This window comes from Salinibaculum salinum, assembly GCF_037645885.1.
Lineage (GTDB): Archaea > Halobacteriota > Halobacteria > Halobacteriales > Haloarculaceae > Salinibaculum > Salinibaculum salinum.
This window is the reverse complement of sequence record NZ_JBBENW010000009.1, coordinates 1-23,416: the sequence shown is the minus strand read 5'-3', so window position 1 is coordinate 23,416 and position 23,416 is coordinate 1. Positions and strand designations below refer to the sequence as shown.

Here is a 23,416-nt window from a genome sequence, read left to right as displayed (position 1 = left end):
CATGGCTGGCATTCTCAGTGGCGCACCCGAATCGCTCCTAGCGTTCGTGTATCTGGTCGCCGGGATACTGTTCATTCAGGGGTTGCGGGACATGACCCATCCTCGGACAGCGACCAGAGGGAACCAGATTTCGTCGGTCGGGATGTTTCTCGCTGTCGGCATCACAGTCTTGTGGTTCGAAATCCTCTCACCAGTTGTCCTGGCTGCTGCGTTGCTCGTCGGTGGTGCTATCGGCGCGTGGCTGGCAGTCACAGTCGAGACGACGGAGATGCCACAACTCGTCGGGTTGTTCAACGGATTCGGTGGCGGAGCGTCTGCGCTGGTCGCTGGCGCAGAACTTGTCGACCAGTTCAACCTGCTCGGCGCATCGGTCACCCTTCCACTCGGCCTGACGGCGACAGCAGCCATCGCGGGCATCATCGGATCCGTGACGTTCTGGGGGAGCCTGGTCGCTGCTGGTAAGTTACACGGTCTCGTCGGTGACTCACCAGTCAGTGCGAACACTGGCCACGGCCTCAAGATAGTGTCGCTGCTCGTCGCGGTACTTGCTGGACTCTTTCTGATACTCCAGCCAGAGTTCCTCGGGACAGCACCACTGGCGTCGTGGATTCCATCGTACTGGGCGCTAGTCGTAGCAGCATCGCTGTTGGGTGTATTCCTTGTCGTCCCTATCGGCGGTGCAGATATGCCCGTCGTCATCGCCCTGTTGAACTCCTATTCGGGGTTGGCCGCTGCCACGACGGGCTTCGTGCTGAACAACTCCGTCCTCATCATCGCAGGGACGCTCGTCGGTGCCTCCGGGCTCATCCTAACAGTCATCATGTGTGAGTCGATGAATCGGTCGCTGACGAACGTCCTCTTCGGCGGGTTCGGCGAGAGCGGTGAAACCGAAGATATGGAGGATATCTATGAGGGGAACATCACCGAGACATCGCCTGAAGAGGTCGTGATGTTGCTAGAGATAGCCCAACGGGTCGTTCTCGTCCCGGGCTACGGGATGGCCGTCGCACAGGCCCAGCACGCCTTCGCTGAGCTCGCAGAACTACTCGAAGAGAACGATGTCGACGTCGAGTTCGGTATCCACCCCGTTGCCGGCCGGATGCCAGGACACATGAACGCACTGTTAGCCGAAGCCGACGTGAGTTACGAGAAGATGCGGGAGCTAGAAGAGGTTAATCCAACCTTCTCGAAAACGGATGTCGTTATCATCTCGGGTGCCAACGACGTCGTGAATCCGCTGGCGAACACCGACGAATCGAGCCCAATCGCAGGTATGCCGGTGTTGAACGTCTCGGAGGCACAGAACGTTATCGTCAACAAGCGGAGCCTTAGCCCCGGTTTCTCCGGTGTTCCAAATCCACTGTTCGCGAACGACAACACGAGTATGCTCTTTGGTGACGCCAAACAGTCTATACAGGACCTGGTAGGTGAATACAAGGAACGAACGTCCTGACACACTCAGATATCTCGCTTACGAACGTGCCAGTAGCACTAAAATCAGTGCTCACTTGCCCGAGATAGGATTCAGCCGAGGTGTAACCGTTTCAAACGCTGCGAGAGCTCACTCGTAGTTGTAGTTCACCTCGATGATGTTCGCAGCTTCTTGCACCCGGTGTGGGAGTTCTGCGGTGAGCCGGGTATTGTCGAGTCGTCTAGTCGGGCCAAACACCGAGACTGCACCTATGACCTCGTCATTGATGTCCTTCAGTGCTGCGCCCACTGCCTTCATCCCTTTGAGCGCCTCGCTCTGATTGGTCGCGTAGCCCCGTTCCCTGATTCGGTCAAGTTCCTCGAACAGCGCGTCCCGGTCGGTGATGGTTTCGTTCGTCTGCTCTGGTAGTCCGTGTTCCTCGATAATTTGTTCGATCTGTTCCCGACTCATCTCCGCGAGCATGGCTTTCCCGCAACTATTAGTGTGCATGTACGTTCGGACCCCGGCACTCGTAATTAGTTTCGTCGGGTGGTCTCCCTCGACAATGCTATAAATGACACCCCGACCGCCCTCTTCGATGATGAGCGTCGCGTGTTCGCCAGTGTCTTGCGAAAGCTGGTTCAGCTCCGTTCTCGCTACCTGATAGAGTTGGTTGTTGTTTCGAATCCGAGCGCCGTACTGTAAGAACTGCAGTGTGAGTCGATAAGTGCCCCTGTCGTTGTTCACGAACCCGAGGTCAACGAGTGTCTTCAGATGACCGTGAAGTGTCCCCTTCGGCATCTCTAATGCGGTCGTCAGTTCGTCGAGTGTCGCCTCGTGTTGCTCGATTAACTCGTCGACGACCTCGAACGATTTTTGTGTCGTCTGAACCGGGACTGTTTCGTTCATGTGATACGCATTGGTACCAACCCACATAATTCATTCGGTTATTCCAAACCCCGAGTTCGAATCGTTCACCGGTTACTACCACCTCGTATCAGTGGATTACGAAGAATAGTCACAGTCGAAGAGATACTAAAATAAATCGTTCTGGCCAGAAATAGCGCCACGCGACGACCCCACGCCGTCAACGACGGTCGATCTATATAGTCGGCATCACCGAATGCCACGTAACGAGCCTGTAACCGACCTTCAGTGGAGGTTTGTACATATATCCGGAGTCACCGGCGTAATTTCAGTGTGCCACGTTCGGATATACAGACAAATTCGTGCGTGAGATTCACAATGATGGCCCCGGTACGAACTATGGTACCAAATGGAAAAAAACAGTCTATACTTCGCGCTCTCTGAATCGTGTCAACACCCATCACAGAAACTGAAAAGTCGCCCTATCGAACCAGTTACGCCGTAACTCCCCAGAGTTAGCTAACCATTACAATCGTATAGCTGTAATAATAGGGGCCTGAGGTCAAGGAAACGTCCTACTTTGCCGGAGATACGATTGCGTATCTGTACAAAATATTCGTAAATGCCGAATGTACCTGTGTCTGGGGATTCGGACGTTCAACTCATCCAGAGACCAGTATGCAACAAGATAGTTACAGTGAGACTGCAGGCACTCGCCGAGGCAGGTTTCGAATCAGCACTCGTCTACCGAGTACAAGAACACGTTGCGAGCAGACTTGACACAGAAGTGCGGCCGGAAGAAAATACAGGTTATGCGCCGAGATAGGCTTCTCGAATGTACTCGTCGTCACGGAGCGTGTCGGGTGACCCTTCGCGAACCACCTCACCGTTTTCTATGAGGTAGATGCGGTCTGCGTGTCGTATTGTGAACTGGACGTTCTGTTCGCACAGCAGCATCGTCAAACCCTGTTCTTGCAGGCGGTCGATACCCTCGCTGATGTTCTCGAGGATGACCGGTGCGAGACCGAGTGTGGGTTCGTCCAGGACCAGAAAATCAGGGTTCCCCATCAGGGAACGTCCGATAGCGAGCATCTGCTGTTCACCACCGCTCATCGTCCGGGCTTTCTGTTTTTTCCGGTCTTCGAGCGCCGGAAACAGGTCGTAGACGAACGAGAGTCTGTCGGCAGTGTCCGCCTTGTTCCGGTACGCACCGAGTCGAAGGTTGTTGTCGACGGACATGTGACCGAAGAGGTCTCGTGACTCGGTACAGTGGATGATACCCTTCTCAACGAGGTCCGGTGCCGTGTAGTCGGATACTTCCATCCCATCGTAGCGAACAGACCCCGTATAGTCGAGTAATCCCGTGACAGTCTCCGAGAGAGTGGTCTTACCCGCCCCGTTTGGCCCGATGACACCGACAATCTCACCCTCCTCGACCGAGATGTCGACACCTTTGAGTGCGGTGATTTTCCCATAGGAGACCGAAAGGCCCTCACAGGACAGGATTGCTTCGCCCGCATCCGAGCCCGCTGTCTGGCCCCCGGATTCTGCATCGAGGCTCATAGCTCACCTCCGAGATATGCCTCTTGAACCTCTTCGTTCTCACGGATTTCTTCAGGAGTTCCCTCAGCCAGTAGACTGCCAAAGTTGATGACGATAGCACGATCAATGAGAGAGAGTAATCCCCGCATGTTGTGGTCGACGACAATCATAGTCAGTCCCTTGTCCCGCTCTTCGAGCAACAGGTCCGAGATTTTTTGCACTTCGAGTTCTGTAAGTCCGGCGAACGGTTCGTCGATGAGAAGGAGATTTGGGTCCGTCGCGAGCGCACGGGCCAGTTCCAGACGGAGAAGTCCGGCGTGTGGGAGTTCGTCCGGCATCTGCTCTAACCGGTCCCCAAGACCGACACGTTCACACAACGCTGTCGCCTCGTCGAGGGTTTCGCCACGCAGCCCGTGCAACGAGAGGAGGCGGCCCGGCATAAGCGCGAGCGCGACGTTCTGGACGACGTTCCGGTCTTCGAGCGGTCGGAACTCCTGAAACGTGCGGGCGATACCGCGCTTGACCAGTTTGTGTGCTGTAATGCCAGTGATATCTTCGCCCTCGTAGAACACCGTTCCAGAAGTCGGGGGAAACGTTCCGGTGACGCAGTTGAACGTCGTCGATTTCCCGGCCCCGTTCGGGCCAATAAAACCGACTATCTCCCCCTTTTCTATCGAGAAGGAAAGGTCGTCGACAGCAGTGAGTCCACCAAACCGTTTGGTGAGTCCGTCGACGACGAGCATCGCGTCTTCTGACTCGGCCGTCCCAGTGGTCGACTGCGTCGGACCTGTCGACTCAGCAGCAGCATCACTCACCGTTTCTCACCTCGCACGATATCGATACCCGTCACAGCGTTATTGTGCGCTCTGGGAACGCCTGTCATGTGTTTCATTTTCGTACTATTAAGCGGTGAGCCGAGAGGCAATAAATGTGACGGGGAGTCAGCAGCAGAAGTGTTTACCACAGATAACCGAGGTACTGACATCCGAGCGGTACCGGGAGAGAAACGTGGTATGCCAGCAGTCGATCCGGGCGAAATCATTTTAACCTGGTGACGTAATTGCTGACACAGAACGACTATGACAACCGTTTACGTATCCAACGACCTGCGAGTACCGGAGCGAGATTACGACATGGGACTCGACAGCCTCTACGAGGCAGACGACATCGACGTGACGTTCCTCACGACACAGAATCACGACGAACTTCGGCCGGAGGACCTGCCCGGTGCGGCCGCGGTAATCGCGATTCAGCAACACGTCACCGAAGAAACGCTCGAAGGACTGGACGAGTTGAAAGTCGTCTCCGCGTTCGGGGCTGGACTCGACCACATCGACATCGAAGCGTGTACTGAACACGGCGTCGCCGTGACGAACGCACCCCAGCCTGTTCGTCGTGCCGTCGCACAGTCGACACTTGGAATGGTAATAGTCTGTGCGAGCAACTCCATGGAGTACGACAACCACATACGCGAGCGCGGATTCGAGAATCGCATTCCGAAGATGGGTCACACCCTCTACGAGAAGACACTCGGAACAATCGGAATGGGAATGATCGGCTCGAAGGTGGTCGAACTGATTCAGCCCTTCGACGTGGACATCATCACGTACGACCCGTATCTCCCGGAAGAGCGTGCGGAGGAACTCGGCGTCGAGCTCGTCGAGCTCGATACGCTGCTCGGAGAATCGGATTTCGTCTCAATGCACTGCCCGCTAACCGACGAAACGAGGGGAATGCTCGGGACCGAGCAGTTCCAGCAGATGAAAGAGAGTGCGTACCTAATCAACACAACTCGGGGCGGCCTCTACTCCGACGCAGAACTAGCTGAAGCCATCGAGGAAGAGTGGATTGCCGGCGCGGCCATCGACGTGTTCGAGGACGAACCCAGCGTCGAGGGGAACCCGCTGCTCGAACTGGAGGACTGTCTGATGACGCCACACATCTCGGGAGTCCTCATCGAGTCGATGACCGAACAGGGAAATCTCGTAAGCGATTCGATACGGAGTTGTCTCGACGGTGACGTGCCGAATAACCTGCTCAATCCGGACGTGTACGACCAGACTGTCGACGACGACCTACTCTCGCCCTCGCACCACTGAGTTCGAAGGCTCCGACCGTTTCAATTCATGTGGTCAGAGTCGTAGAACCGATGTTTGACGTCTCGGTCGACCTTGCAGTCGAGAACGACCGGTCCAGTCGGTCGGGTCGACAATGTCTCGTCGAGTTCGCCGAGGTCATCAGCCGATTCGACGGTGTGTGCTTCGACCCCGAAGTCGCGAGCGAGTGCTGCCAGATTCGGTGCCTCTGCGACGGCAGCGTCGGGTGAGATACCACGGTTTTTGAGCTGCTGGTACTCGGACCCCAGTGCGTCGTCGTTGACGACGACCACGATAGATGGAATGTCGTATCGAGCCATCGTATCTAGCGTCTGCAACGACATCAGGAAGCCAGCATCGCCCACGAACGTGACCGGCGTGCGCTCGTCTTCCTGCCAGGCCGCACCGATACCCATCGGGAAGCCGACGCCGATTGCACCAAAATCGAGCGTCCACATGTAGTCGTCGGGATGGGGAATCGTGATCCCATCGATAGCCCAGTTGAGGAAGTGTCCAGCGTCAGTGATGACGAGCCGGTCTTCGGGCAACACGGCGTCGAGTACGTCCATCAGTTCACGCGGGTCCATCCGTCCGGGCTCGTCCACAAACTCTGTATCGTCCCATGGTGACGCATCAGCAATCCGACGCTCGGTACTCTCTGTCCAGAACTTTCCGGAGAAGTCCATATCCAGGTCGGCGAGTTCGCGCTCCATCTCCGCGACAGTTTCGCGGGCATCGCCGACGATACCGAGGTCAACGGGCGTATCCCGCTCGATGTGTGCGGGGTCGTTATTTATATGAACGACCGTCGCTTCGTCGACGAGCCGACCCATATCAGTCGTGTGGTTGTTCAGGCTGCAACCGACCGCGAGGACGAAATCGCTCTGCGTGATGGATTCGTTGGCGATGTTCGAGCCAAACGTTCCCGGAAACCCGAGTGAGAAGGGGTGGTTCGAAAAGTAGCCCTGCGCCTGCAGCGTCGTCGCCAGTAGCGCGCTCGTTCGTTCGGCGAGGTCCTCGATTGCCTCCTTGGCGTCTGACTCGACGGCACCCCTCCCTGCCAGAATCAGCGGTGGAACGGTCGCGTCCGAGTCGAGGTACAAATCGACCGCTTCACGCACGCTCGCTTCGTTTGGATGAGCACGTGCGGCATTCGGATCGATCGCTTCGGTGCCGAAGTTGTCGGTTTCCCACTCTACCGAGAGGTCTGTTTCGGAATCCATCAGGTCCCACGGTACCTGGACGACAATTGGCCCGCGTTCGCGACGAAGTCGTCGAAAGGCGTCTCTGAACGTTGGGAGCAGCGCTTCTTCGTCACGGACCGACATGACGTCTTCCGTAAGTGGGCCGAGGAACGTCTCTTGCTCGAAGTATTTGAGGCCGCCGAGCGACGACATCGGTGTCTCGCCTGTGATAACCAGCAGCTGAGACCCGTTAACGTTCGCCGTTCCGAGTGCAGTCCCAGTTTGAGCGATTGCCGGGCCGCGACCGACAACACAGACACCGATATCGTCGGTGCTTCTGGCGTACCCGTCCGCCATCGCCATCGCCATCTGCTCGTGGCGCGTTTCAACGACGCTGAGGTCGTCACTCCACTCCTCCTGTGCCGTCGCGGTGATTCCCATGACGTCCTCGGCCATGAGTGAAAATAGCGTCTCAACTTCCTCTTCGACGAGATATCGGATGATTACGTCTGATATGAGCATCTGTTTTTTGCGTCCCGCTATCTAGTCACAGGGCACCACGTGATTATTATACTTGCCCCTGGTCCGGTCACCACTCCCCTGTTGCTACCGGCGGCTGAACAGCTATGACGAGATTCGCCGCCTGGAGACGACGAATACTGTTACGGGCGTACAGCCAACAGCACGAGCAACACAATGACTCGAGCGTCGGACTAGTACAAACATATATGAGGTGTCTTCGAGAAACACGAGATAGACAGATAATGACGCTCAAGAGAGAGATATTTCAATATCAAGCACCAGACGAGCCACCGAACAAGATTCAGGTGCTCGACGACGATGGCGACGTAGTCGACGAGGACCTCCTGCCCGACCTGACTGACGAGGAGTTCGTCGAACTCTACTACTACATGAAACTAACGCGCGCAGTCGACCAGCGTGGTGTGAGTCTCCAGCGGCAGGGTCGCTCCGGGACGATGGCCTCGGGGTACGGACAGGAAGCGAACTGTGCGACCGCGTACGCACTGGCGGATGAAGATTGGCTCATACCGTGTTACCGGGAGTTCGGTTCGATGCTCACACGCGGGCTTGACCCGAAGTACATGTTTCTCTACTGGATGGGGAAAGAACCGGGCCACGAGCTCCCTGAAGAGCTCAACACGCTCACTATCCCAACACCGATCGCGACACACCTCCCCCACGCTGCTGGACTCGGCATGGCCTCGCAGATTCTGGATATGGACGACCGGGCGTTTCTGGCTCACTTCGGAGATGGTGCGACCTCAGAGGGAGACTTCCACGAGGCGCTCAACTTCGCCGGGTCGTTCGATACGCCGAACGTCTTCGTCTGCGACAACAATCAGTACGCGATTTCCGTGCCCATCGAGCGACAGACAGGGAGCGCGACTATCGCACAAAAGGCCACTGCCTACGGCTTCGACGGCGTCTATGTCGACGGGATGGACCCACTGGCGGTGTACACAGTAACCAAAGAGGCACTTCGGCGTGCGAAGTCCCCAGACGAGGGGGAGAGTCGACAGTCGCTCATCGAGATGTTCCTCTATCGACTCGGCGGTCACAGCACCTCTGACGACCCGTCGAAGTACCGCAGCGAGGAGGAACTCGAACGCTGGGAGCAAAAGGACCCGATCGCCAGGCTAGAGACGTTCCTCGAGGAGACGGATCGGCTGGACGAACAGTCGAAAACGGACATCGAAGAGAGAGTCGAGGCGGAGGTCGACACCGCCGTCGAGGAGGCAGAAGCGAGACACCAGGATCCGAAAACGATGTTCGAGAACGTCTACCACGAGATGACGCCGGAACTGCAACGGCAGTACGAAGAGCTATCCGCACTCCGCGAAGAGTACGGCGACGACGCCTTCAGCGTGGAGTGGGGGTTCTAACATGAGCGAGACAACCACAGAGACGGAAACGGAACGACTGACACTGGTCGAATCTGTCAGCCAGGCGCTCCACGACGAGATGGAAAGCGACGAGAAGGTCGTCGTCATGGGCGAAGATGTCGGTCAGAACGAGGGAGTCTTCCGCGCGACAGAGGGCCTCTACGACGAGTTCGGCGAGCAGCGGGTCATAGACACACCGCTCGCGGAGAGTGGGATTGTCGGCACCGCAATCGGCATGAGTTTCCTCGGCGTCCGACCGGTGGCTGAAATCCAGTTCATGGGGTTCATTTACCCGGCCGTCGACCAACTACTCAGCCACGCAGCGCGCTTCCGCTCGCGGACTCGCGGTCGATTCGTGCCGAATATTGTCGTCCGAGCCCCGTACGGTGGTGGGATTCACTCGCCTGAAAGTCACTCGGAGTCGACGGAAGCCCTGTTTACCCACTACCCCGGACTCAAGGTCGTCGTCCCAAGTACGCCATACGATACCAAAGGGTTGCTCATCTCGGCCATCCGGGAACCGGACCCCGTGCTGTTTCTGGAGCCCAAGAAAATCTACCGGTCGTTCCGCGAGGAGGTCCCGACCGGCACCTACGAGATACCGCTTGGCGATGCGGCAGTCCGACGGGAGGGCTCCGACGTCTCGGTCTTTACGTGGGGCGCGATGACGAAACCCGTCAGCCACGTCGCGGAGACTCTCGAAGGCGACGTTGACATGGAAGTCGTCGATCTCCGTTCGCTGGCCCCGATGGACCGTGAGACAATCATCGAGTCCGTCAAGAAGACCGGTCGGGCGGTCGTGGTCCACGAAGCCCACCAGACGGGCGGACTAGCTGGTGAAGTCGTCTCGACGATTCAGGAGAACGCGCTGTTGCACCTAGAAGCGCCGATAGAACGCGTGACGGGGTGGGACGTGCCCTACCCGCTGCCAGAACTAGAGGACTACTATCTCGTGAACGCGGCACGAATCACTGACGCCGTCGAGGAGGTAGTGAATTTCCCATGACAAAACGCGAATACGAGTTTCCGGACGTCGGCGAGGGTGTCGCCGAAGGTGACCTCCTAGAGTGGTACGTCACCGAAGGCGAGCAGGTCGAAGAAGACCAGTTACTCGCAGAAGTTGAGACAGACAAAGCGGTCGTCGACATCCCATCACCGGTCGACGGCACGATTTCGGAACTTCTGTACGAGGAGGGGGACACCATTCCCGTCGGGGAGACGTTCGTCGTCTTCGACGTGAGCAACGGTGAAGCCGTCACAGATGAGACACCAGCGGCGGAACCGGCGGACAAACCAGCAGCAGACTCGGATGGTGACACAGCCCGCAACCAGCAGCCTGCCGCCGAAAAGACTGCGAGCGACGTAGCAGACACGACCCCGAGTGATGTTGCGACGCTGCAAACAACTGGAACGGGACAGCGGTCGTTCGCATCACCGAGCGTCCGTCGATTGGCCAGAGAACACGGGGTTGACATCGAGCGTCTAGAAGGGTCTGGGACTGGTGGCCGCGTCACAGAGACCGATGTGAAGACGGCTATCGGTGCCACAGACGACCGTGTTCCGGGTCAGTTACCCACTGGTGCGACCGCCGAACAAACGCAGGAACAGCCCTCAGATAGTTCAGCCAGCAAGACTGGTGGTCGGAGACAGGCCGTAAGCCAGAAATCCAGTGGCTCGGTCGAACAACGACAGGCAGCGGGTCGCGACAAGACGTTGGCGACGCCGGCAACGCGACGTGTCGCCCACGACCTCGGGGTGAACATCGACGACGTGCCTGCAGTGACACAGCGCGAGGGCGAAGCGTTCGTCACCGCTGATGCCGTCCAAGCGTTCGCCGAGGGCGACACGACACAGTCGGATGCGGTCGGAGCCGAGGTCGACACAGTCGCAGACGCAGAACCGGTCTCGGCAACAGTCGAGGAGCGCGTTCCCTACCGGGGTGTCCGCCGGACTATCGGCGAGCAGATGGAGCGCTCGAAGTTCACAATTCCACACGTCTCGACGGTCGACGAAGCGGACGTGACTGAACTGGTCGAGGTGAGAGAGGAATTAGGTGAGGCAGCTGCCGAACACGATGTCAACCTCACGTATCTCGCGTTCGTCATCATGGCCGTGGGAAAGGCGTTACAGGAGTATCCGTACGTGAATGCGACGCTCGACAGCGATGCTGAGGAGATCGTCCTGAAGAACTACTACAACGTCGGCATCGCGACCGAAGCCGAGGACGGACTCCGCGTGCCGGTCGTCAAAAACGTCGACGAGAAGGGGCTTCTCGGAATCGCGTCGGGCGTCGAGGAGGTGGTCCAGCGTGCACGCGACGGCTCTATCAGCCGCGGAGAGATGCAAGATAGCACGTTTACCGTGACGAACATCGGCCCCTACGGGGGGCAACACGGGACACCGATTATCAACTACCCCGAAGTCGCAATTCTCGCCATGGGGGAAATTACTGAAAAGCCTCGCGTGGTCGATGGTGAAATCGTCCCCCGACACGTAATGAACCTCTCAATGTCGTTCGACCACCGCGTACTGGACGGCGCGACAGCCCAGCAGTTCCTGAACACCGTTGAGAAGTACCTCGAAAAACCGGAATTGCTACTGTTGGAGTAGTCCGTTTTGACCGGGTGCTTTTTTATTCGAAGTTGCTGTGTGCGTACTTACGATACCCAGTCTGGTTGTTGGTAGTCCCCCGACGAATCTGACTCGGGCCAGAGTAGGACTTGCTCGCCGTCTCCTTCACCTTCCATCCACTGTACAACCGGAGGGACGACGTACCCCTCGCCATACCGTACGTCGTGAGCCCACTCGTGATCTGGTGGATAGTACTCGACAGTGCCCATTGTTCCAGTGTAGCTTTGCTCCTCGAGCGCCGGGATAACGTCATCTTCGTCTGTCGTCTCAGTTTCTTGGACTGCAGTAACCCAGGCCTTTACCGCGTCGTACGTCGTATACGCTGGGTAGTCTGGAGGGAGTTTATCGAAGTTCTCTCGGTAGGCGTCAATAAATTCCGTCGTCACATCGGTAGGCCGATACGCCGGTGTTCCCCCTACGATTGCTGTCGCAGTGTAGCGAGCGCCGTCGACATTCCGGTAGAAGTTCGGATTTGATGCAGCAACGAGAACACCACCGAGACCGAAATCAAATTGGTCTCGAGACCACTGGTTGACTGCGGCCGCACCGGTGACTGAAGCGTATATCCAGACTGCATCGACATCTTGGTTTTCGGCCTCGCGGAGGAGGGGTCTATAGTCTTCGGTCCCAGCACTGAAATTCTCGTCCATCTGTATCGTCACTTCGTCAGGAAGATTCTCGCGAAAGCCACTAGCGTACGATTTGTAGCCTTCAATATCTTCGACCAGGAGCGCGATATCTTCCCAACCCATCTCGGGGAACCGCTCCTGGGCGAATCTCCCCTGATTCAAACCTTGTTGCTCTCCATTCTGGAGATTCCGGAACCAGTATTTGTAAGACTCGTAGTCGTCCAGCACGCGCTGGTTCAACTGTGTTGTCCCTGTTCCACCGGCGATGTGGACAGTTTGTTGCTCGGCGATTTCGTCGATGATAGCAAGGTGGCTCTCACTGCTGAACACACCGAACGTTGCATCCACGTTTTCCTGGAGAATCAATTCGCGGTACGCTTGCCGTGTGACGCTCGGTGTGAATTCCGTATCCTTTACGACAACGTCGACATCAGTACCCAGCAGCCCGCCATCCTCGTTAAGTTGTGCCGCCATCACGTTGACCGCTCCGGCCATTGCCTCGCCCGACGCGTTGTTGTCCGGCGAAGGAGCCAGCACACCGAGTTTGATTACCTCCGAATCTGCCCCGCTGCTATTGTTGCTACAGCCAGCCAGTAACATGGCAGCACCCCCACCACCAGTTGCACGCAAGAACGTCCGCCTGTTCGTCTGTAGATTCGAGTCCGAACTCTCTGTCTGGCCGCCTCCGTCCATCATTATAGTTCATTATCTTCAACAGCAGTCACGCTTATAAGTGTTTTTGCCAGCAGGAATTGCGGACTAGGCAAAACTATCGCTATCGATGTAGCTGGAGACAATTTCAAACAGTAATGGACTACTCTATATCTTCCCGGTCACGCAGTTCCGTCCGTCGGACTTTCCCCGTCACCGTCAGTGGAAGGGAGTCGACGAATTCTATTTCCCGCGGGTACTCGTGTTTCGCGAGCCGATCTTTCGTATATTGCTGGAGTTCTTCTGCAAGTGCGTCCGAGGAGTCGTATCCCTGCGCCAGTTCGACGTACGCTTTCGGAATTTTGCCGCGCTCCTGGTCCGGTACGCCGATGATGCCGACGTTGACGACCGCGTCGTGGGAAGCGATGGTGTTCTCCAGTTCGTCGGGTCCGATGCGGTGGCCGGCGGAGATAATCACATCGTCTTTCCGACCCACGAAGTAGTAGTAGCCATCGGCGTCCCGCTTGCCCGTATCGCCCGTGTAGTGCCAGCCGTCGTTCCGGACTTCGGCCGTTTTTTCTGGTTCCTGCCAGTACTCTTTGAACACAATCGGGTCGTTCTGGTACTTAATTGCAATCTCACCGACTTCGTCAATTCCAACTGTCGGTTCGCCAGTTTCGAGGTCCATCAGTGCGACCTCATCACGACCGATTCCAGGTTTGCCCATCGACTCCTCGCGTCTCGGGAACAACTTCTGAACCTCCTGGGCGATGTACATCGATTCGGTCTGTCCGTACACCTCCTGGACGACAGCTCCTTCAAAGACGTCTTCAGCCCACTCACTGACGTCTGAACCGAGTGACTCACCGCCCGATGAGATACTCCGCAGACTGGAGAGGTCGTAGTTTCTGGCTTCGTCAGTCTCCTGCATCATCATTCGGAGTGCCGTCGGCGGGAGGAAGGAAGCCGAGATTCCGTACTGCTCGATGAGTTCAAAGGTCTCCACAGCATCGAACGGACCGTTCCTGTGGTACGCGAGGAGCGGCTTTCCGTGATAGAGCGTCGGTGCCATCGTGACAAACAGTCCTGCAATCCAGGCCCAATCGGCCGGCGTCCAGAAGACATCTGAGTCGTGGAGTTCGAGATTACAGTATCCGGCCAGAAAATTGGGGAGAGAGCCGAGCAAGAAGCGATGGGCGTGAACGACCCCTTTCGGGTCGCCGGTCGTGCCACTCGTATACAAGATTGTCGCAGCATCTTCGGCATCGGTTTTGACAGTCTCGAACTCCCGTGAGACGGTCTCCAGAACGTTCCAGAAATCGCGTTCGTCGGCTTCTGGGTCGTCCTCGTCGACCGTGAGAATCGTTTCGAGGTCGTCGAGGTCCTCTTTGACCGCCCGTAATGTGTCGAGTTTCTCCTGGTCAACGATACAGGCTTTCGCACTGCTATCGTCGAGCCGGTATTCCAGACCTTCGGTTCCGAAGAGGGGACTCAACGGCACCGAGATAGCTCCGAGTTTCCAGGCGGCGAGGTGAGCCATCGCTGTCTCCGGCTTCTGGGGGATGTATATTCCGACGCGGTCCCCTTTTTCAACTCCCCGCTGGCGGAGATAGTTCGCCAGCTTGTTCGTGATATTGCGCAACTGCCAGTAGGTGTACGTCTCCGGCTCGAGTCCATCCCCGTCGCCAAAGAGCGCAACCTTGCTTTTGTCTTCAGCCCAGCGGTCACACAGGTACGTGGCGAGATTGAACCGCTCTGGTACCTCGTGTTCGAACGACTCGACCAGTTCCTCGTAGCTCCCCCATTCCTTCTCGTAAAACGTGTATGCCTCTATATTGGGCACTGTCGGGACGCCTGACATTAGTCTACTGGTGGATTCAGGCTATTTGAGTATAACTCTTTTTGTCCAGGTACTGACTGATAAAAAAGACGGCTGGCCAGCAGACAGAGTGGTCTGCTATTCTTCCCCCTTACGGCTGCTGAAGGAAACCACCGTCCACCGGGAGAGTGATACCCGTGATTCGGGAGGCGAGGTCCGACCCCAAAAAGAGCACGGCGTCCGCAATGTCTCCCGGACGCTCTATGCCTTCCATTGCCTCTGAGAGCTTGTATCGGTCGAGTCTCTCAGTCGATTGCTGGTCGGCAGACCGTTGCTGCATTGGTGTTCTAACAAAGCCAGGGAGAACAGCGTTGACCCGGATGTCGTCTTCAGCGTATTCGACTGCTGCCACCCGTGTCAGTCCATTTATCCCCGCTTTCGAGGCGGTGTAGGCGCTTCGCCCGAGGATACCGGATTCGGACGCGATGGACGACGTGTTAATAATTGTTCCGCCGCCGTCTGTCAGCATCGCCTGGACGCCGTATTTGATACCGAGAAAGACCCCCTTCAGATTGACAGCGATGACGCGTTCGAATGCGTCCTCGTCGTAGTTTGCGACCTCGGCCAACGGCCCTTCGATACCCGCGTTGTTGAACAGGACGTCGATACCGCCATATTCCTCGACTGCTGTCTCTATCATTCGTTGCACGTCATCGGGCTGTGTGACGTCGGTCTGAACGAAGGTCGCTTCGCCGTCCCTTTCGCCAATTTCTCGGACTGTCTCACGTCCACCCTCTTCGTCGATGTCTGCGACGACCACGTTGGCACCGTTTTCAGCGTATCTCTCCACTGTCGCTTTTCCAATCCCCGATGCTCCACCGCTAATCACCGCTATCGTATTTTCAACTAACATCGTTTCGTATCTCCACTACGCTGTTTGTGACCGTTATAGCTTGGTGTGTGATTGAGCAACTATACGACCCGCACGAACGACAGACCGACGAGCACACCAAGCATTTGAGTCAGTTACCGAGAACGAACGGAGACTGCGCCGTCTCGCTTGCCGAGAGTCTCCTATCAGTGGCGATATATTTCTCAGAACGGAGTATCCGGGCCAAATGAACGACACATTTAATAAAAGACTCTCCCAACCAAGACACCAGCACATGAAAATCTTAGTCGCAGTCAAAGAGGTGGCTGCCGTCGACGACGAATTCGAAATCGACGAGCAGTCTGTCCCATCCCAGTATCTCACATACGAGTTTAACGAGTGGGACGACTATGCAGTCGAAGAAGCAGTCCAGATAAGCGAAGAGCACGACGACGTAGAAGTGGTCACGGTTACCATCGGACCAGAACGTGCCGAGGAGACCATCCGGCAGGCGCTCGCGAAGGGCGCGGACCGAGCTATTCGTATGTGGGACGATACTCTTGCCGAGCGAGACATCCTCGGCTCAGGTCTCAAATCCCGTCTGCTGGCCGCCGTCGTCGAATCGGAACAGCCAGATCTGGTTCTGACCGGCGTCCAGAGCGGCGACGACGCCTTCGGTGCGACTGGCGTCGCGCTCGCCAGGTCTATCGACTACGAGTGGGCTGCCGTCGTCAACACGCTCGATATCGCAGACGATTTCCAGTCGGCGTCCGTTCACCGCGAACTAGAGGGTGGTCTCGAAGAACTGACCGACATCGAGTTGCCCGCTGTCCTCTCGATTCAGTCCGGAATCAACGACCCCCGGTACGCCAGTCTCCGGGGTATTCGACAGGCACAGTCGAAACCACTCGACGTTACTTCTCCAGAAGATTACGGGCTGGAGACAGCAGACCTGGACGACTCGCTTGCACTCCAGTCACTGTACGAGCCCGTCTCGGAGAGCGACGCGACGCTGTTCGAAGGTGATGCTGAAGAGACAGCCAGCCGACTCGGTGATCTGCTGCAGGACAAGGGGGTTATCGAAGCATGAGTGACATTCTTACTGTCGCAGAGCACCGACGAGGTGGACTACGGGACGTGAGCTTCGAACTGATTAGCGCCGGCCGAGAACTGGCCAACGAGACTGGTGGGTCGCTCCACGTCGCGGTCATCGGAGGGTCAGTCGACGACTTCGCTGACACGCTCAACCGCGAGGGCGTCGATACCATTCACACTGTCGACGAGGGCGACGAGTTTAATCACAACGTGTACACACAGGCCGTCGAGCAACTTTACGCAGAACTCTCACCCCAGTATCTGGTAACCCCACAGACGGTCAACGCCATGGACTACGTCCCGGCAGTTGCAACAGAGCTCGACGTTCCCTTCACGACTGATGTGACCGACTTCGAGTACGATGATGGTCTCACAATCACTCGCGAGTTCTACGGCGGGAAAACCGAAGGCACTGTCGAGATGCTGGGCGACGACGGCGTTATTACTATCCGGCCGGCTGAGTGGCCACAGACAGAAGCCGCTGGGAGCGCGACCGTCGAGGCCGCCGACGTAGACATCGACGAGAGTGCCATCCGCTCGACTGTCAACGGCTTCGAGGAGGTCGCTGGCGGTGACGTAGATATCAGCGAAGCCGAGTTCATCGTCGCCATCGGCCGAGGTATAGACGAAAAAGAGAACCTCGACCTCATCGAGGAACTCGCAGAGACCCTCGATGCGACGCTCGCGGCTTCGCGACCGCTCGTCGACAGCGGCTGGCTCCCAAAGAACCGCCAGGTCGGGCAGTCTGGGAAAGTCGTGACGCCCGAGGTCTACATCGCAATCGGCATCTCCGGGGCCGTCCAGCACGTTGCCGGAATGAAAGGCTCCGATACAATCATCGCAATCAACGACGATCCCTCCGCACCTATTTTCGACATCGCGGACTACGGTATCGTCGACGACCTGTTTGAGGTGGTCCCCGAACTCACAGAGCAGTTCAGCTAATATGGCGGCAGAAACTATTACTCGGCCAACATTTTGGCAGATTGGGTACGTTGGGAAGGCGGTCTTTTACTATCTGGCAGCCGTGGCAATTCTGGTGTTTCTCGTCGGTATCTACCAGCGGGTCACGCGCTATACGCAGGGCACAGACGACCCGTTCGCCCGACTCGACAACCTCGGGGGCCGCATCCGCTCGAGTGCGCGGCTGGCCCTCTCTAACGAGAAGCAACTCGACCGCGACATCGTCGCCGGACTGATGCACGCCGCGATTCTCTGGGGCTTTCTCACCCTCCTCATCGGAACCACAATCCTGGGCATCGATATGGACCTCTACCGCCCGCTGACCGGCGAGTCGTTCTTCGTCGGTGACTTCTACCTCTCGTACTCGCTGGTGATGGACGCGATGGGGCTCTTTTTCGTCGTCGGCATCGCTGTCGCTATCTACCGGCGCTATATCGCCCGCTCGGAGCGACTCTGGGGGAAACACACTGGCCGCGAAGACGACCTGTTTCTCTGGTCGCTCTTTCTGCTCGGCGTCGGCGGCTACCTCACCGAGGCGGTCCGTATCCTCGGCCAGAACTTCCCCGCCCACGAGACGGTGAGCTTCGTCGGCTACTTCCTCGCCGCCGTCGGTGCCGGGGTCGGCATCTCCCCAGAGACGGCCGTCGCTGCCTACCCGGCCGTCTGGTGGAGTCACTCGCTGCTCGCACTCTGGTTCGTCGCCTGGGTGCCCTACGCGAAACCGCTGCACATGCTCTCGTCGTTCGCCAACCTCGTCACCCGCGACGAGAAAGCCGGCAGTCGCCTCCCCGGCGTCCCGCTGGACCCGTCAGCGGATACGGAACTCGAAGATGTCGACGACTTCACCTGGAAGCAACTCCTCGACCAGGACGCCTGCACGAAGTGTGGCCGGTGTTCCTCGGTCTGTCCCGCGAAGGAGGCGGGGCGACCGCTGGACCCGCGTGACGTTATCTTGGACCTCAAAAACTATCGCGAACAGCACGACGCCGGCAGCGAGGATATGCCTATCATCGCCGACGGCGGCACGAGCGTCATCGCTTCGGAGACGATGGAATCGTGTCTCTCCTGTATGGCCTGCATGGATGCTTGCCCGGTCGATATCGAGCACCTCACGCACTTTACGGACATGAATCGCCAGCTCGTCGAGCAAGGCGACGTGGACGGCCACATTCAGGACGTCTTCCAGAACCTGATGCAACAGGGCAACACATTCGGAGACTCAGCCCGCTCCCGTCCTGACTGGACCGAAGAGTTAGAGTTCGAGGTGCCAGACGCCCGCGAGCAGTCAGTCGAGTACCTCTGGTACGTTGGCGACTACCCCAGCTACGACGAGCGCAATCGGAACGTGGCACGCGCACTCGCTCGCATCTTCGAACACGCCGGGGTTGACTACGGTATCCTCTACGAGGACGAGGTCTACGACGGCAACGATATCCGCCGGCTCGGCGAAGAGTTACTGTACGTCGAACAGGCGTCGACGCTCATCGGCGCGCTCGAAGACTGCGAGTTCGAGACCATCGTCTGTACGGACCCACACTCCTACAACACCATCGAAAACGAGTACTCGGAGATTGACTTCGCCGAATTCGCCGACGACCCGATGCTCGAAGCCCCCGTCGAGGGCTACTGGAACGCCAACGACGAAATCGAAGTGGCTCACTACACCCAAGTGGTCGAAGGGCTGGTCAACGCCGGCAAACTCGACCTGGGAAGCGTGGACCGGACGGTCACCTATCACGACCCCTGTCACCTTGGTCGTTATAACGACGAGTACGAAGCGCCACGGGAACTCGTGCGCGCGACCGGTGCAACACTGGTCGAGATGCCACGCAACCGCAACAACTCATTCTGTTGTGGCGGCGGTGGCGGTGGCCTCTGGATGGACCACGACGAAGACCACAAACCCAGCGAGGAACGCCTTCGCGAGGCGGTCGAAGACACCGACGCCAGCGATGTCGAGCAGTTCGTCGTCGCCTGCCCGATGTGTGTGACGATGTTCGAGGACGGCCGCAAAACCGGCGGCTTCGAGGACGACCTCGAAATCGTCGACCTTACCGAACTCCTCGCCGAAGCGCTGCAGGCCTGACTAAACTGAATCTACCGGCTCTCTGGTCAGGCTGGCGACACCTATTTATAAAATCTCGATGATTGTTCTTGTATGTCAGAGGTGTTACTGGGAATCGACCGAAACGTAGACCGTGCAGTCACGCAAGCAGAGACGATTCTTGACCTCTTCGACGTCGACAGCATCAACGCCTAGTTCCTCCACGATTTTGTCGACAACCCGGCGGGCGCATCGGTCACCCAAATCGAGTCCCTCAGGCGGGCACAGCAGATTTTCGAGGACGCCGGTGTCTCGGTTGAACTCCGAGAAGGCAGCCGCGACCCAGCGGTGTCGATTATCGAGACGGCAGACAAAATCGATGCTGATACGATCTGCATCGCGGGCCGAAAACGTTCCCCTGCCGGCAATGTTCTCTTCGGGAGCGTCTCGCAGTCGGTCATCCTGAACACGGATCGACCAGTGCTGACCTGTGACCCGGTCGAGACGTAAATCGCCAGTCGCTATCGATCGTACTCGGGGTCGCGGCCCTCTTGCATCGCTGCTACTGCTTCCTCGTGTTCCTGGTCGTTCACGCACTCCAACTGATAATCGATCACGCGCTCGCAGTGATCCTCAAAAGAAGCACCAGAACCGACGAAAGGGTTCGTCCGTTGCACCGCGACCGCTGGTTTCTCGTCACCTCCTCGGCAAACTCCCGTGCTGCTCCGACAACATCGTCTGTCACACCACTTACCAGCCCTAGCGTCTCCGCCTCGTCGGGTGTTATCTTTTTGCCGGTGAGAAGATATTCGCGGGCTTTTGACTCGCCAATAAGTTTCGGGAGAAGCCAGGCACCGCCGTCACCGGGGACGAGACCGACGTCGACAAACCCTTCGGTGAGGTAGGCATCCGGAGAGATGTAGCGAACGTCACAGGCGAGTGCGAAGTCACAACCAGCACCGACCGACGGGCCATTGACTGCGGCCGCACTCGGCTTGCCAAAGGAGAGGATTTGCCGAACGACGTCCTGTACATTCTCTAAAAACGCGCCGTACTTGTCTTTGGATTGGGATGCCTAGTCTGGCATCGTCGATACGTCAGCGCCAGTGCAAAACCCGTCACCTTCCCCCGTCAAGACGAACGAGTAAACATCACTGTCCGTTTTGATGCGAACGAGCGCGTCGTTCAGTTCCTCAATCATCTCTTCGTTAAACGCATGGTACACATCCGGTCGAGATAATATCAAATATCCAATAACGTTGTCAACCGAGTAGGTAATATGCTCGTACACACGTACTGTAACACCACCTGCACTCTTTGGAATTACGGATAACTGGTGAAGATAGAGAGGGAGATTCCATGGGAATCGCGCCAAAGACCCTGGGAGGAAAAGTACGTCATGTAGTTATCCTCGGTGTCCAATAGTGATTACTGCGAGCTTTTACCGCTGCTGTCATCCAAATCAGAGATGGGAGTCGCTGAACCTGCATCTCTCCGCGTCGCCAGTGATCGCGTTCTGATCGTCAACTTCAGCGGCTATCTCATCCCAGTCGGCGTTAACCGAGACATCAAGCACTTACCGAGATTCCTCATCATCGTCCTCTGCGAGTGTGATCTGGACTTCGTGCTGGCTACGGTCGTCATCCTGACTGTGGCACTTCATCCTATCAGGAATTACAGTATTAATTTCCGTTCCTGGATATTGTTAGAAAGGAACGCTGGGACTTTCTGGCGGTACCCTTTGACTCACCGCTGGATGGTGTCGGATGACGGTGTCTTCTCGAAGCCGTCGTCCGCCGACGCAGCATCCCGAAACGATAGCGTTGTGGCGAGATCAGCTAATTTGAGGGAGATTTTCTCCTAACAGCGTTTCTTCCCGTCGGATCGGATGAAGTTCTCGACAGGGCAGAAGTGAGACTAGTTATCTTTGTTGGCAGCAGTGTCTTCGACGTAGTTCAACGTGAACGTGTGCTCGCCGGCGGTAGTCACTGCCGAGTGAGTACACGTCGCGGAGAGTTGGAATCTCTGAAGTCCGTTGTTGTGGCGTGTTCTTCGCGCAGAAGGCCTTGACTGGGCGCTCGTTGAGGCACTCATGAACTGGAACACACCCTCTCCGCCGAGTGCGTAAAACCCGGCCGCTGGTGTCTCGATTTTCACCAGCGACCGGCCAATTGTCGGATTATTTACTGTTAGAGTCGCTGTGAATTGTCCCACGGTTGCGGATGTGAGATATCGAAAATCCGATCGTTGTTCCTAATCTGTCCGCATATCCTCGTCAACTGTCCACTCTACGTCGCTGTCGTCTCCGGGTTGTTTATTGTGTGGGTCGTCCGTTTCATCCTCGTCGAACCCGTCTGGCCCCGCGGTTTCGTGGCTTCCTTCGCCGGGAGGTGAGCGCATTGCTGTGAAATCTGTTCCGTGCTTGCCCTTCGTGATAGATGTCACTATTCAAAACGGATGATTTCCGGCGTTTCGTCCGCTCAGTCTCTACTCAACCGTGGCTAATCGCAGTAGCGTCGGCTCAACTACCGCCGATCTGCGCTTAGTTCCGCGATTAACGTGATTCTCGTAAGCAGATTCACCGGTATTCGCACACCAGATAGAGGGGAAGAACCTCAACGTCATGGAATAGACTATTGAACGCCACGACGGTATCGAACGGACGGAAGTCGGCAAAGTCCAGCGCGTCTACGACCACCGCGGGTGACGGAATCAGCCCGACAACGGTCGGGACATCAACATTTATTTGTCTGGCTATGAAACGGGAGGGACGAGCATGGATGTCAAGGAATTCTTCGAGAACATGCCGTTTGCCGACTTGCTCGGTATCGAAGTGACCACTGCCGAGGACGGACACGCCGAAGGATACATCGAAATGCACGAGAACCTCTCTTGGAATAGTGACCGGGTGGTGGCTCACGGTGGGGTCACGTTCACACTCGCAGACACTGTCGGCGGTGCTGCGCTCGTCTCGATGGTCGACCAGCCGGTCCCAACAATCGACATGCGTATCAACTACCTCGAATCCGGGACCGGTGACCTCCGCGCGGAGGCTGACGTGATCCGGGAGGGAAGCGGTGTCGGCGTCGTCAACGTGGAAGTGTATGCCGAAGACCGGACGCGGGTAGCGGACGCACGCGGCGTCTATAAGACTGAGTAGTACAAAACTATTCGGTCGCGCTGCCATTGGCGGTGCTATAGTCTAGTCACTTGACTTCGCACCTTATGCTGATGTAGCGCGTAGAGAGACGTGAAGATCGGATGCTCCCACTCACGTCGTTTCTATCTTGTACCGCTCCAATCTCACGTCGTTTCTATCTTGTACCGCTCCAATCGACGAGTTAGAGTGCTTCTCGACCCGGCAAAAGCACCATGCCAAGACCTACGTCACCGGTCTTGTTGCGGCCAGCAACAAGACCGTGGACGGCATCTCAACACACGTGCTTCCAGCCAAGAGCGAACGCGCTCTCAACAAGTTTCTTACCGAGTACGACTGGGATGAAGATCAACTGAACAAAGAGCGACTTGAGCTTCTCCAACAAACCGATGACACTCGCTGGTCCAATGAAGGTGTCGTCATCATCGACGACACCTTCACGCACAAAACAGGCGAGAAAATCCCCAACGTGGGGAAATTCTACGACCACACTGTTCCCGGCTACATCTGGGGACAGAACCTCATCTACGCACTCTACGCCGACGAGAAAAC

At 57.1% G+C, this 23,416-nt stretch carries 18 protein-coding genes and 3 pseudogenes; 11 read left to right on the top strand and 10 right to left on the bottom strand.

What is annotated here, in order from left to right; genetic code table 11:
• The first annotated feature begins 1 nt into the window (after nucleotide 1).
• Nucleotides 2–1,453 (top strand): NAD(P)(+) transhydrogenase (Re/Si-specific) subunit beta, encoded by a 1,452-nt coding sequence (locus WDJ60_RS10865; RefSeq protein ID WP_340100454.1) that lies wholly within the window; start codon nucleotides 2–4, stop codon nucleotides 1,451–1,453.
• 108 nt (nucleotides 1,454–1,561) lie between these two features.
• Here WDJ60_RS10865 and WDJ60_RS10860 read toward each other — a convergent pair whose 3' ends face one another.
• The 3 genes from WDJ60_RS10860 to WDJ60_RS10850 form a co-directional block, all read right to left on the bottom strand.
• Nucleotides 1,562–2,320 carry an IclR family transcriptional regulator gene (locus WDJ60_RS10860; protein WP_340100453.1) on the bottom strand — a complete coding sequence of 253 codons (759 nt, stop codon included), beginning with the start codon at nucleotides 2,318–2,320 and terminating at the stop codon, nucleotides 1,562–1,564.
• Between the two features lie 768 nt (nucleotides 2,321–3,088).
• Nucleotides 3,089–3,841 carry an ABC transporter ATP-binding protein gene (locus WDJ60_RS10855; protein ID WP_340100452.1) on the bottom strand — a complete coding sequence of 251 codons (753 nt, stop codon included), beginning with the start codon at nucleotides 3,839–3,841 and terminating at the stop codon, nucleotides 3,089–3,091.
• A complete protein-coding gene (locus tag WDJ60_RS10850) occupies nucleotides 3,838–4,635 on the bottom strand; it encodes an ABC transporter ATP-binding protein (protein ID WP_340100451.1) in 798 nt (265 codons plus the stop codon). Before WDJ60_RS10850 ends, WDJ60_RS10855 begins: the two co-directional genes overlap by 4 nt.
• A 318-nt stretch (nucleotides 4,636–4,953) precedes the next feature.
• On the opposite strand from WDJ60_RS10850, the gene WDJ60_RS10845 reads away from it, so the two are divergent.
• On the top strand, nucleotides 4,954–5,919 hold the full coding sequence (locus WDJ60_RS10845; RefSeq protein WP_340100450.1) for an NAD(P)-dependent oxidoreductase: 966 nt from the start codon (nucleotides 4,954–4,956) through the stop codon (nucleotides 5,917–5,919).
• 20 nt (nucleotides 5,920–5,939) lie between these two features.
• Here WDJ60_RS10845 and WDJ60_RS10840 read toward each other — a convergent pair whose 3' ends face one another.
• Complete coding sequence (locus tag WDJ60_RS10840; RefSeq protein ID WP_340100449.1) at nucleotides 5,940–7,622, bottom strand: thiamine pyrophosphate-binding protein; 1,683 nt, start codon at nucleotides 7,620–7,622, stop codon at nucleotides 5,940–5,942.
• Nucleotides 7,623–7,864: 242 nt separating this feature from the next.
• On the opposite strand from WDJ60_RS10840, the gene WDJ60_RS10835 reads away from it, so the two are divergent.
• From WDJ60_RS10835 to WDJ60_RS10825, 3 genes are read left to right on the top strand one after another with little or no spacing between them, the layout of a single operon-like run.
• Entirely contained in the window at nucleotides 7,865–9,004 is a 1,140-nt protein-coding gene (locus tag WDJ60_RS10835) for a thiamine pyrophosphate-dependent enzyme (RefSeq protein ID WP_340100448.1), read from the top strand.
• Between the two features lies 1 nt (nucleotide 9,005).
• Nucleotides 9,006–10,010, top strand: coding sequence for an alpha-ketoacid dehydrogenase subunit beta (locus WDJ60_RS10830; protein ID WP_340100447.1), 1,005 nt, complete (start codon nucleotides 9,006–9,008; stop codon nucleotides 10,008–10,010).
• The gene (locus tag WDJ60_RS10825; protein WP_340100446.1) at nucleotides 10,007–11,614 is read left to right on the top strand and encodes a dihydrolipoamide acetyltransferase family protein; all 1,608 of its coding nucleotides are present in this window, start codon (nucleotides 10,007–10,009) and stop codon (nucleotides 11,612–11,614) included. The genes WDJ60_RS10830 and WDJ60_RS10825 overlap by 4 nt, the downstream gene beginning before the upstream one ends.
• Nucleotides 11,615–11,661: 47 nt before the next feature.
• Here WDJ60_RS10825 and WDJ60_RS10820 read toward each other — a convergent pair whose 3' ends face one another.
• From WDJ60_RS10820 to WDJ60_RS10810, 3 genes are all read right to left on the bottom strand, one after another.
• Complete coding sequence (locus WDJ60_RS10820) at nucleotides 11,662–12,960, bottom strand: ABC transporter substrate-binding protein (RefSeq protein ID WP_340100445.1); 1,299 nt, start codon at nucleotides 12,958–12,960, stop codon at nucleotides 11,662–11,664.
• Between the two features lie 118 nt (nucleotides 12,961–13,078).
• A complete protein-coding gene (locus WDJ60_RS10815) occupies nucleotides 13,079–14,776 on the bottom strand; it encodes an acyl-CoA synthetase (RefSeq protein ID WP_340100444.1) in 1,698 nt (565 codons plus the stop codon).
• A 109-nt stretch (nucleotides 14,777–14,885) separates the two neighbouring features.
• Complete coding sequence (locus WDJ60_RS10810; protein WP_340100443.1) at nucleotides 14,886–15,647, bottom strand: SDR family NAD(P)-dependent oxidoreductase; 762 nt, start codon at nucleotides 15,645–15,647, stop codon at nucleotides 14,886–14,888.
• Between the two features lie 253 nt (nucleotides 15,648–15,900).
• Here WDJ60_RS10810 and WDJ60_RS10805 point away from each other — a divergent pair, with 253 nt between their 5' ends.
• From WDJ60_RS10805 to WDJ60_RS10790, 4 genes are all read left to right on the top strand, one after another.
• Nucleotides 15,901–16,695 carry an electron transfer flavoprotein subunit beta/FixA family protein gene (locus WDJ60_RS10805; RefSeq protein WP_340100442.1) on the top strand — a complete coding sequence of 265 codons (795 nt, stop codon included), beginning with the start codon at nucleotides 15,901–15,903 and terminating at the stop codon, nucleotides 16,693–16,695.
• Nucleotides 16,692–17,645, top strand: coding sequence for an electron transfer flavoprotein subunit alpha/FixB family protein (locus WDJ60_RS10800; RefSeq protein ID WP_340100441.1), 954 nt, complete (start codon nucleotides 16,692–16,694; stop codon nucleotides 17,643–17,645). The genes WDJ60_RS10805 and WDJ60_RS10800 overlap by 4 nt, the downstream gene beginning before the upstream one ends.
• 1 nt (nucleotide 17,646) lies before the next feature.
• Entirely contained in the window at nucleotides 17,647–19,749 is a 2,103-nt protein-coding gene (locus WDJ60_RS10795) for a 4Fe-4S dicluster domain-containing protein (RefSeq protein ID WP_340100440.1), read from the top strand.
• Between the two features lie 222 nt (nucleotides 19,750–19,971).
• Nucleotides 19,972–20,217 carry a universal stress protein gene (locus WDJ60_RS10790; protein ID WP_340100507.1) on the top strand — a complete coding sequence of 82 codons (246 nt, stop codon included), beginning with the start codon at nucleotides 19,972–19,974 and terminating at the stop codon, nucleotides 20,215–20,217.
• 103 nt (nucleotides 20,218–20,320) lie between these two features.
• On the opposite strand, the pseudogene WDJ60_RS10785 reads toward WDJ60_RS10790, so the two are convergent.
• The 3 pseudogenes from WDJ60_RS10785 to WDJ60_RS10775 form a co-directional block, all read right to left on the bottom strand.
• Nucleotides 20,321–20,908: pseudogene (locus tag WDJ60_RS10785) on the bottom strand (enoyl-CoA hydratase/isomerase family protein).
• Between the two features lie 264 nt (nucleotides 20,909–21,172).
• A pseudogene (locus tag WDJ60_RS18915) lies at nucleotides 21,173–21,799 on the bottom strand (ISH6 family transposase); the annotation flags it as partial.
• Between the two features lie 7 nt (nucleotides 21,800–21,806).
• Nucleotides 21,807–22,056: pseudogene (locus tag WDJ60_RS10775) on the bottom strand (IS630 family transposase); the annotation flags it as partial.
• Between the two features lie 427 nt (nucleotides 22,057–22,483).
• Between WDJ60_RS10775 and WDJ60_RS10770 the strand changes: the two are divergent.
• Both WDJ60_RS10770 and WDJ60_RS10765 read left to right on the top strand, forming a co-directional pair.
• Complete coding sequence (locus WDJ60_RS10770; protein ID WP_340100438.1) at nucleotides 22,484–22,867, top strand: PaaI family thioesterase; 384 nt, start codon at nucleotides 22,484–22,486, stop codon at nucleotides 22,865–22,867.
• Between the two features lie 127 nt (nucleotides 22,868–22,994).
• The coding region (locus tag WDJ60_RS10765) for a transposase (RefSeq protein ID WP_340100437.1) at nucleotides 22,995–23,416 on the top strand (422 nt) is incomplete at its 3' end.

Bases quoted from the DNA above. Each gene is read 5' to 3' on its own strand.
- WDJ60_RS10830 (WP_340100447.1), top strand. From the start codon at position 9,006: ATGAGCGAGACAACCACAGAGACGGAAACGGAACGACTGACACTGGTC.
- WDJ60_RS10855 (WP_340100452.1), bottom strand. From the start codon at position 3,841: ATGAGCCTCGATGCAGAATCCGGGGGCCAGACAGCGGGCTCGGATGCG.
- WDJ60_RS10795 (WP_340100440.1), top strand. From the start codon at position 17,647: ATGGCGGCAGAAACTATTACTCGGCCAACATTTTGGCAGATTGGGTAC.
- WDJ60_RS10770 (WP_340100438.1), top strand. From the start codon at position 22,484: ATGGATGTCAAGGAATTCTTCGAGAACATGCCGTTTGCCGACTTGCTC.
- WDJ60_RS10810 (WP_340100443.1), bottom strand. From the start codon at position 15,647: ATGTTAGTTGAAAATACGATAGCGGTGATTAGCGGTGGAGCATCGGGG.
- WDJ60_RS10840 (WP_340100449.1), bottom strand. From the start codon at position 7,622: ATGCTCATATCAGACGTAATCATCCGATATCTCGTCGAAGAGGAAGTT.
- WDJ60_RS10815 (WP_340100444.1), bottom strand. From the start codon at position 14,776: ATGTCAGGCGTCCCGACAGTGCCCAATATAGAGGCATACACGTTTTAC.
- WDJ60_RS10845 (WP_340100450.1), top strand. From the start codon at position 4,954: ATGGGACTCGACAGCCTCTACGAGGCAGACGACATCGACGTGACGTTC.
- WDJ60_RS10865 (WP_340100454.1), top strand. From the start codon at position 2: ATGGCTGGCATTCTCAGTGGCGCACCCGAATCGCTCCTAGCGTTCGTG.
- WDJ60_RS10825 (WP_340100446.1), top strand. From the start codon at position 10,007: ATGACAAAACGCGAATACGAGTTTCCGGACGTCGGCGAGGGTGTCGCC.
- WDJ60_RS10820 (WP_340100445.1), bottom strand. From the start codon at position 12,960: ATGATGGACGGAGGCGGCCAGACAGAGAGTTCGGACTCGAATCTACAG.
- WDJ60_RS10800 (WP_340100441.1), top strand. From the start codon at position 16,692: ATGAGTGACATTCTTACTGTCGCAGAGCACCGACGAGGTGGACTACGG.
- WDJ60_RS10835 (WP_340100448.1), top strand. From the start codon at position 7,865: ATGACGCTCAAGAGAGAGATATTTCAATATCAAGCACCAGACGAGCCA.
- WDJ60_RS10805 (WP_340100442.1), top strand. From the start codon at position 15,901: ATGAAAATCTTAGTCGCAGTCAAAGAGGTGGCTGCCGTCGACGACGAA.
- WDJ60_RS10860 (WP_340100453.1), bottom strand. From the start codon at position 2,320: ATGAACGAAACAGTCCCGGTTCAGACGACACAAAAATCGTTCGAGGTC.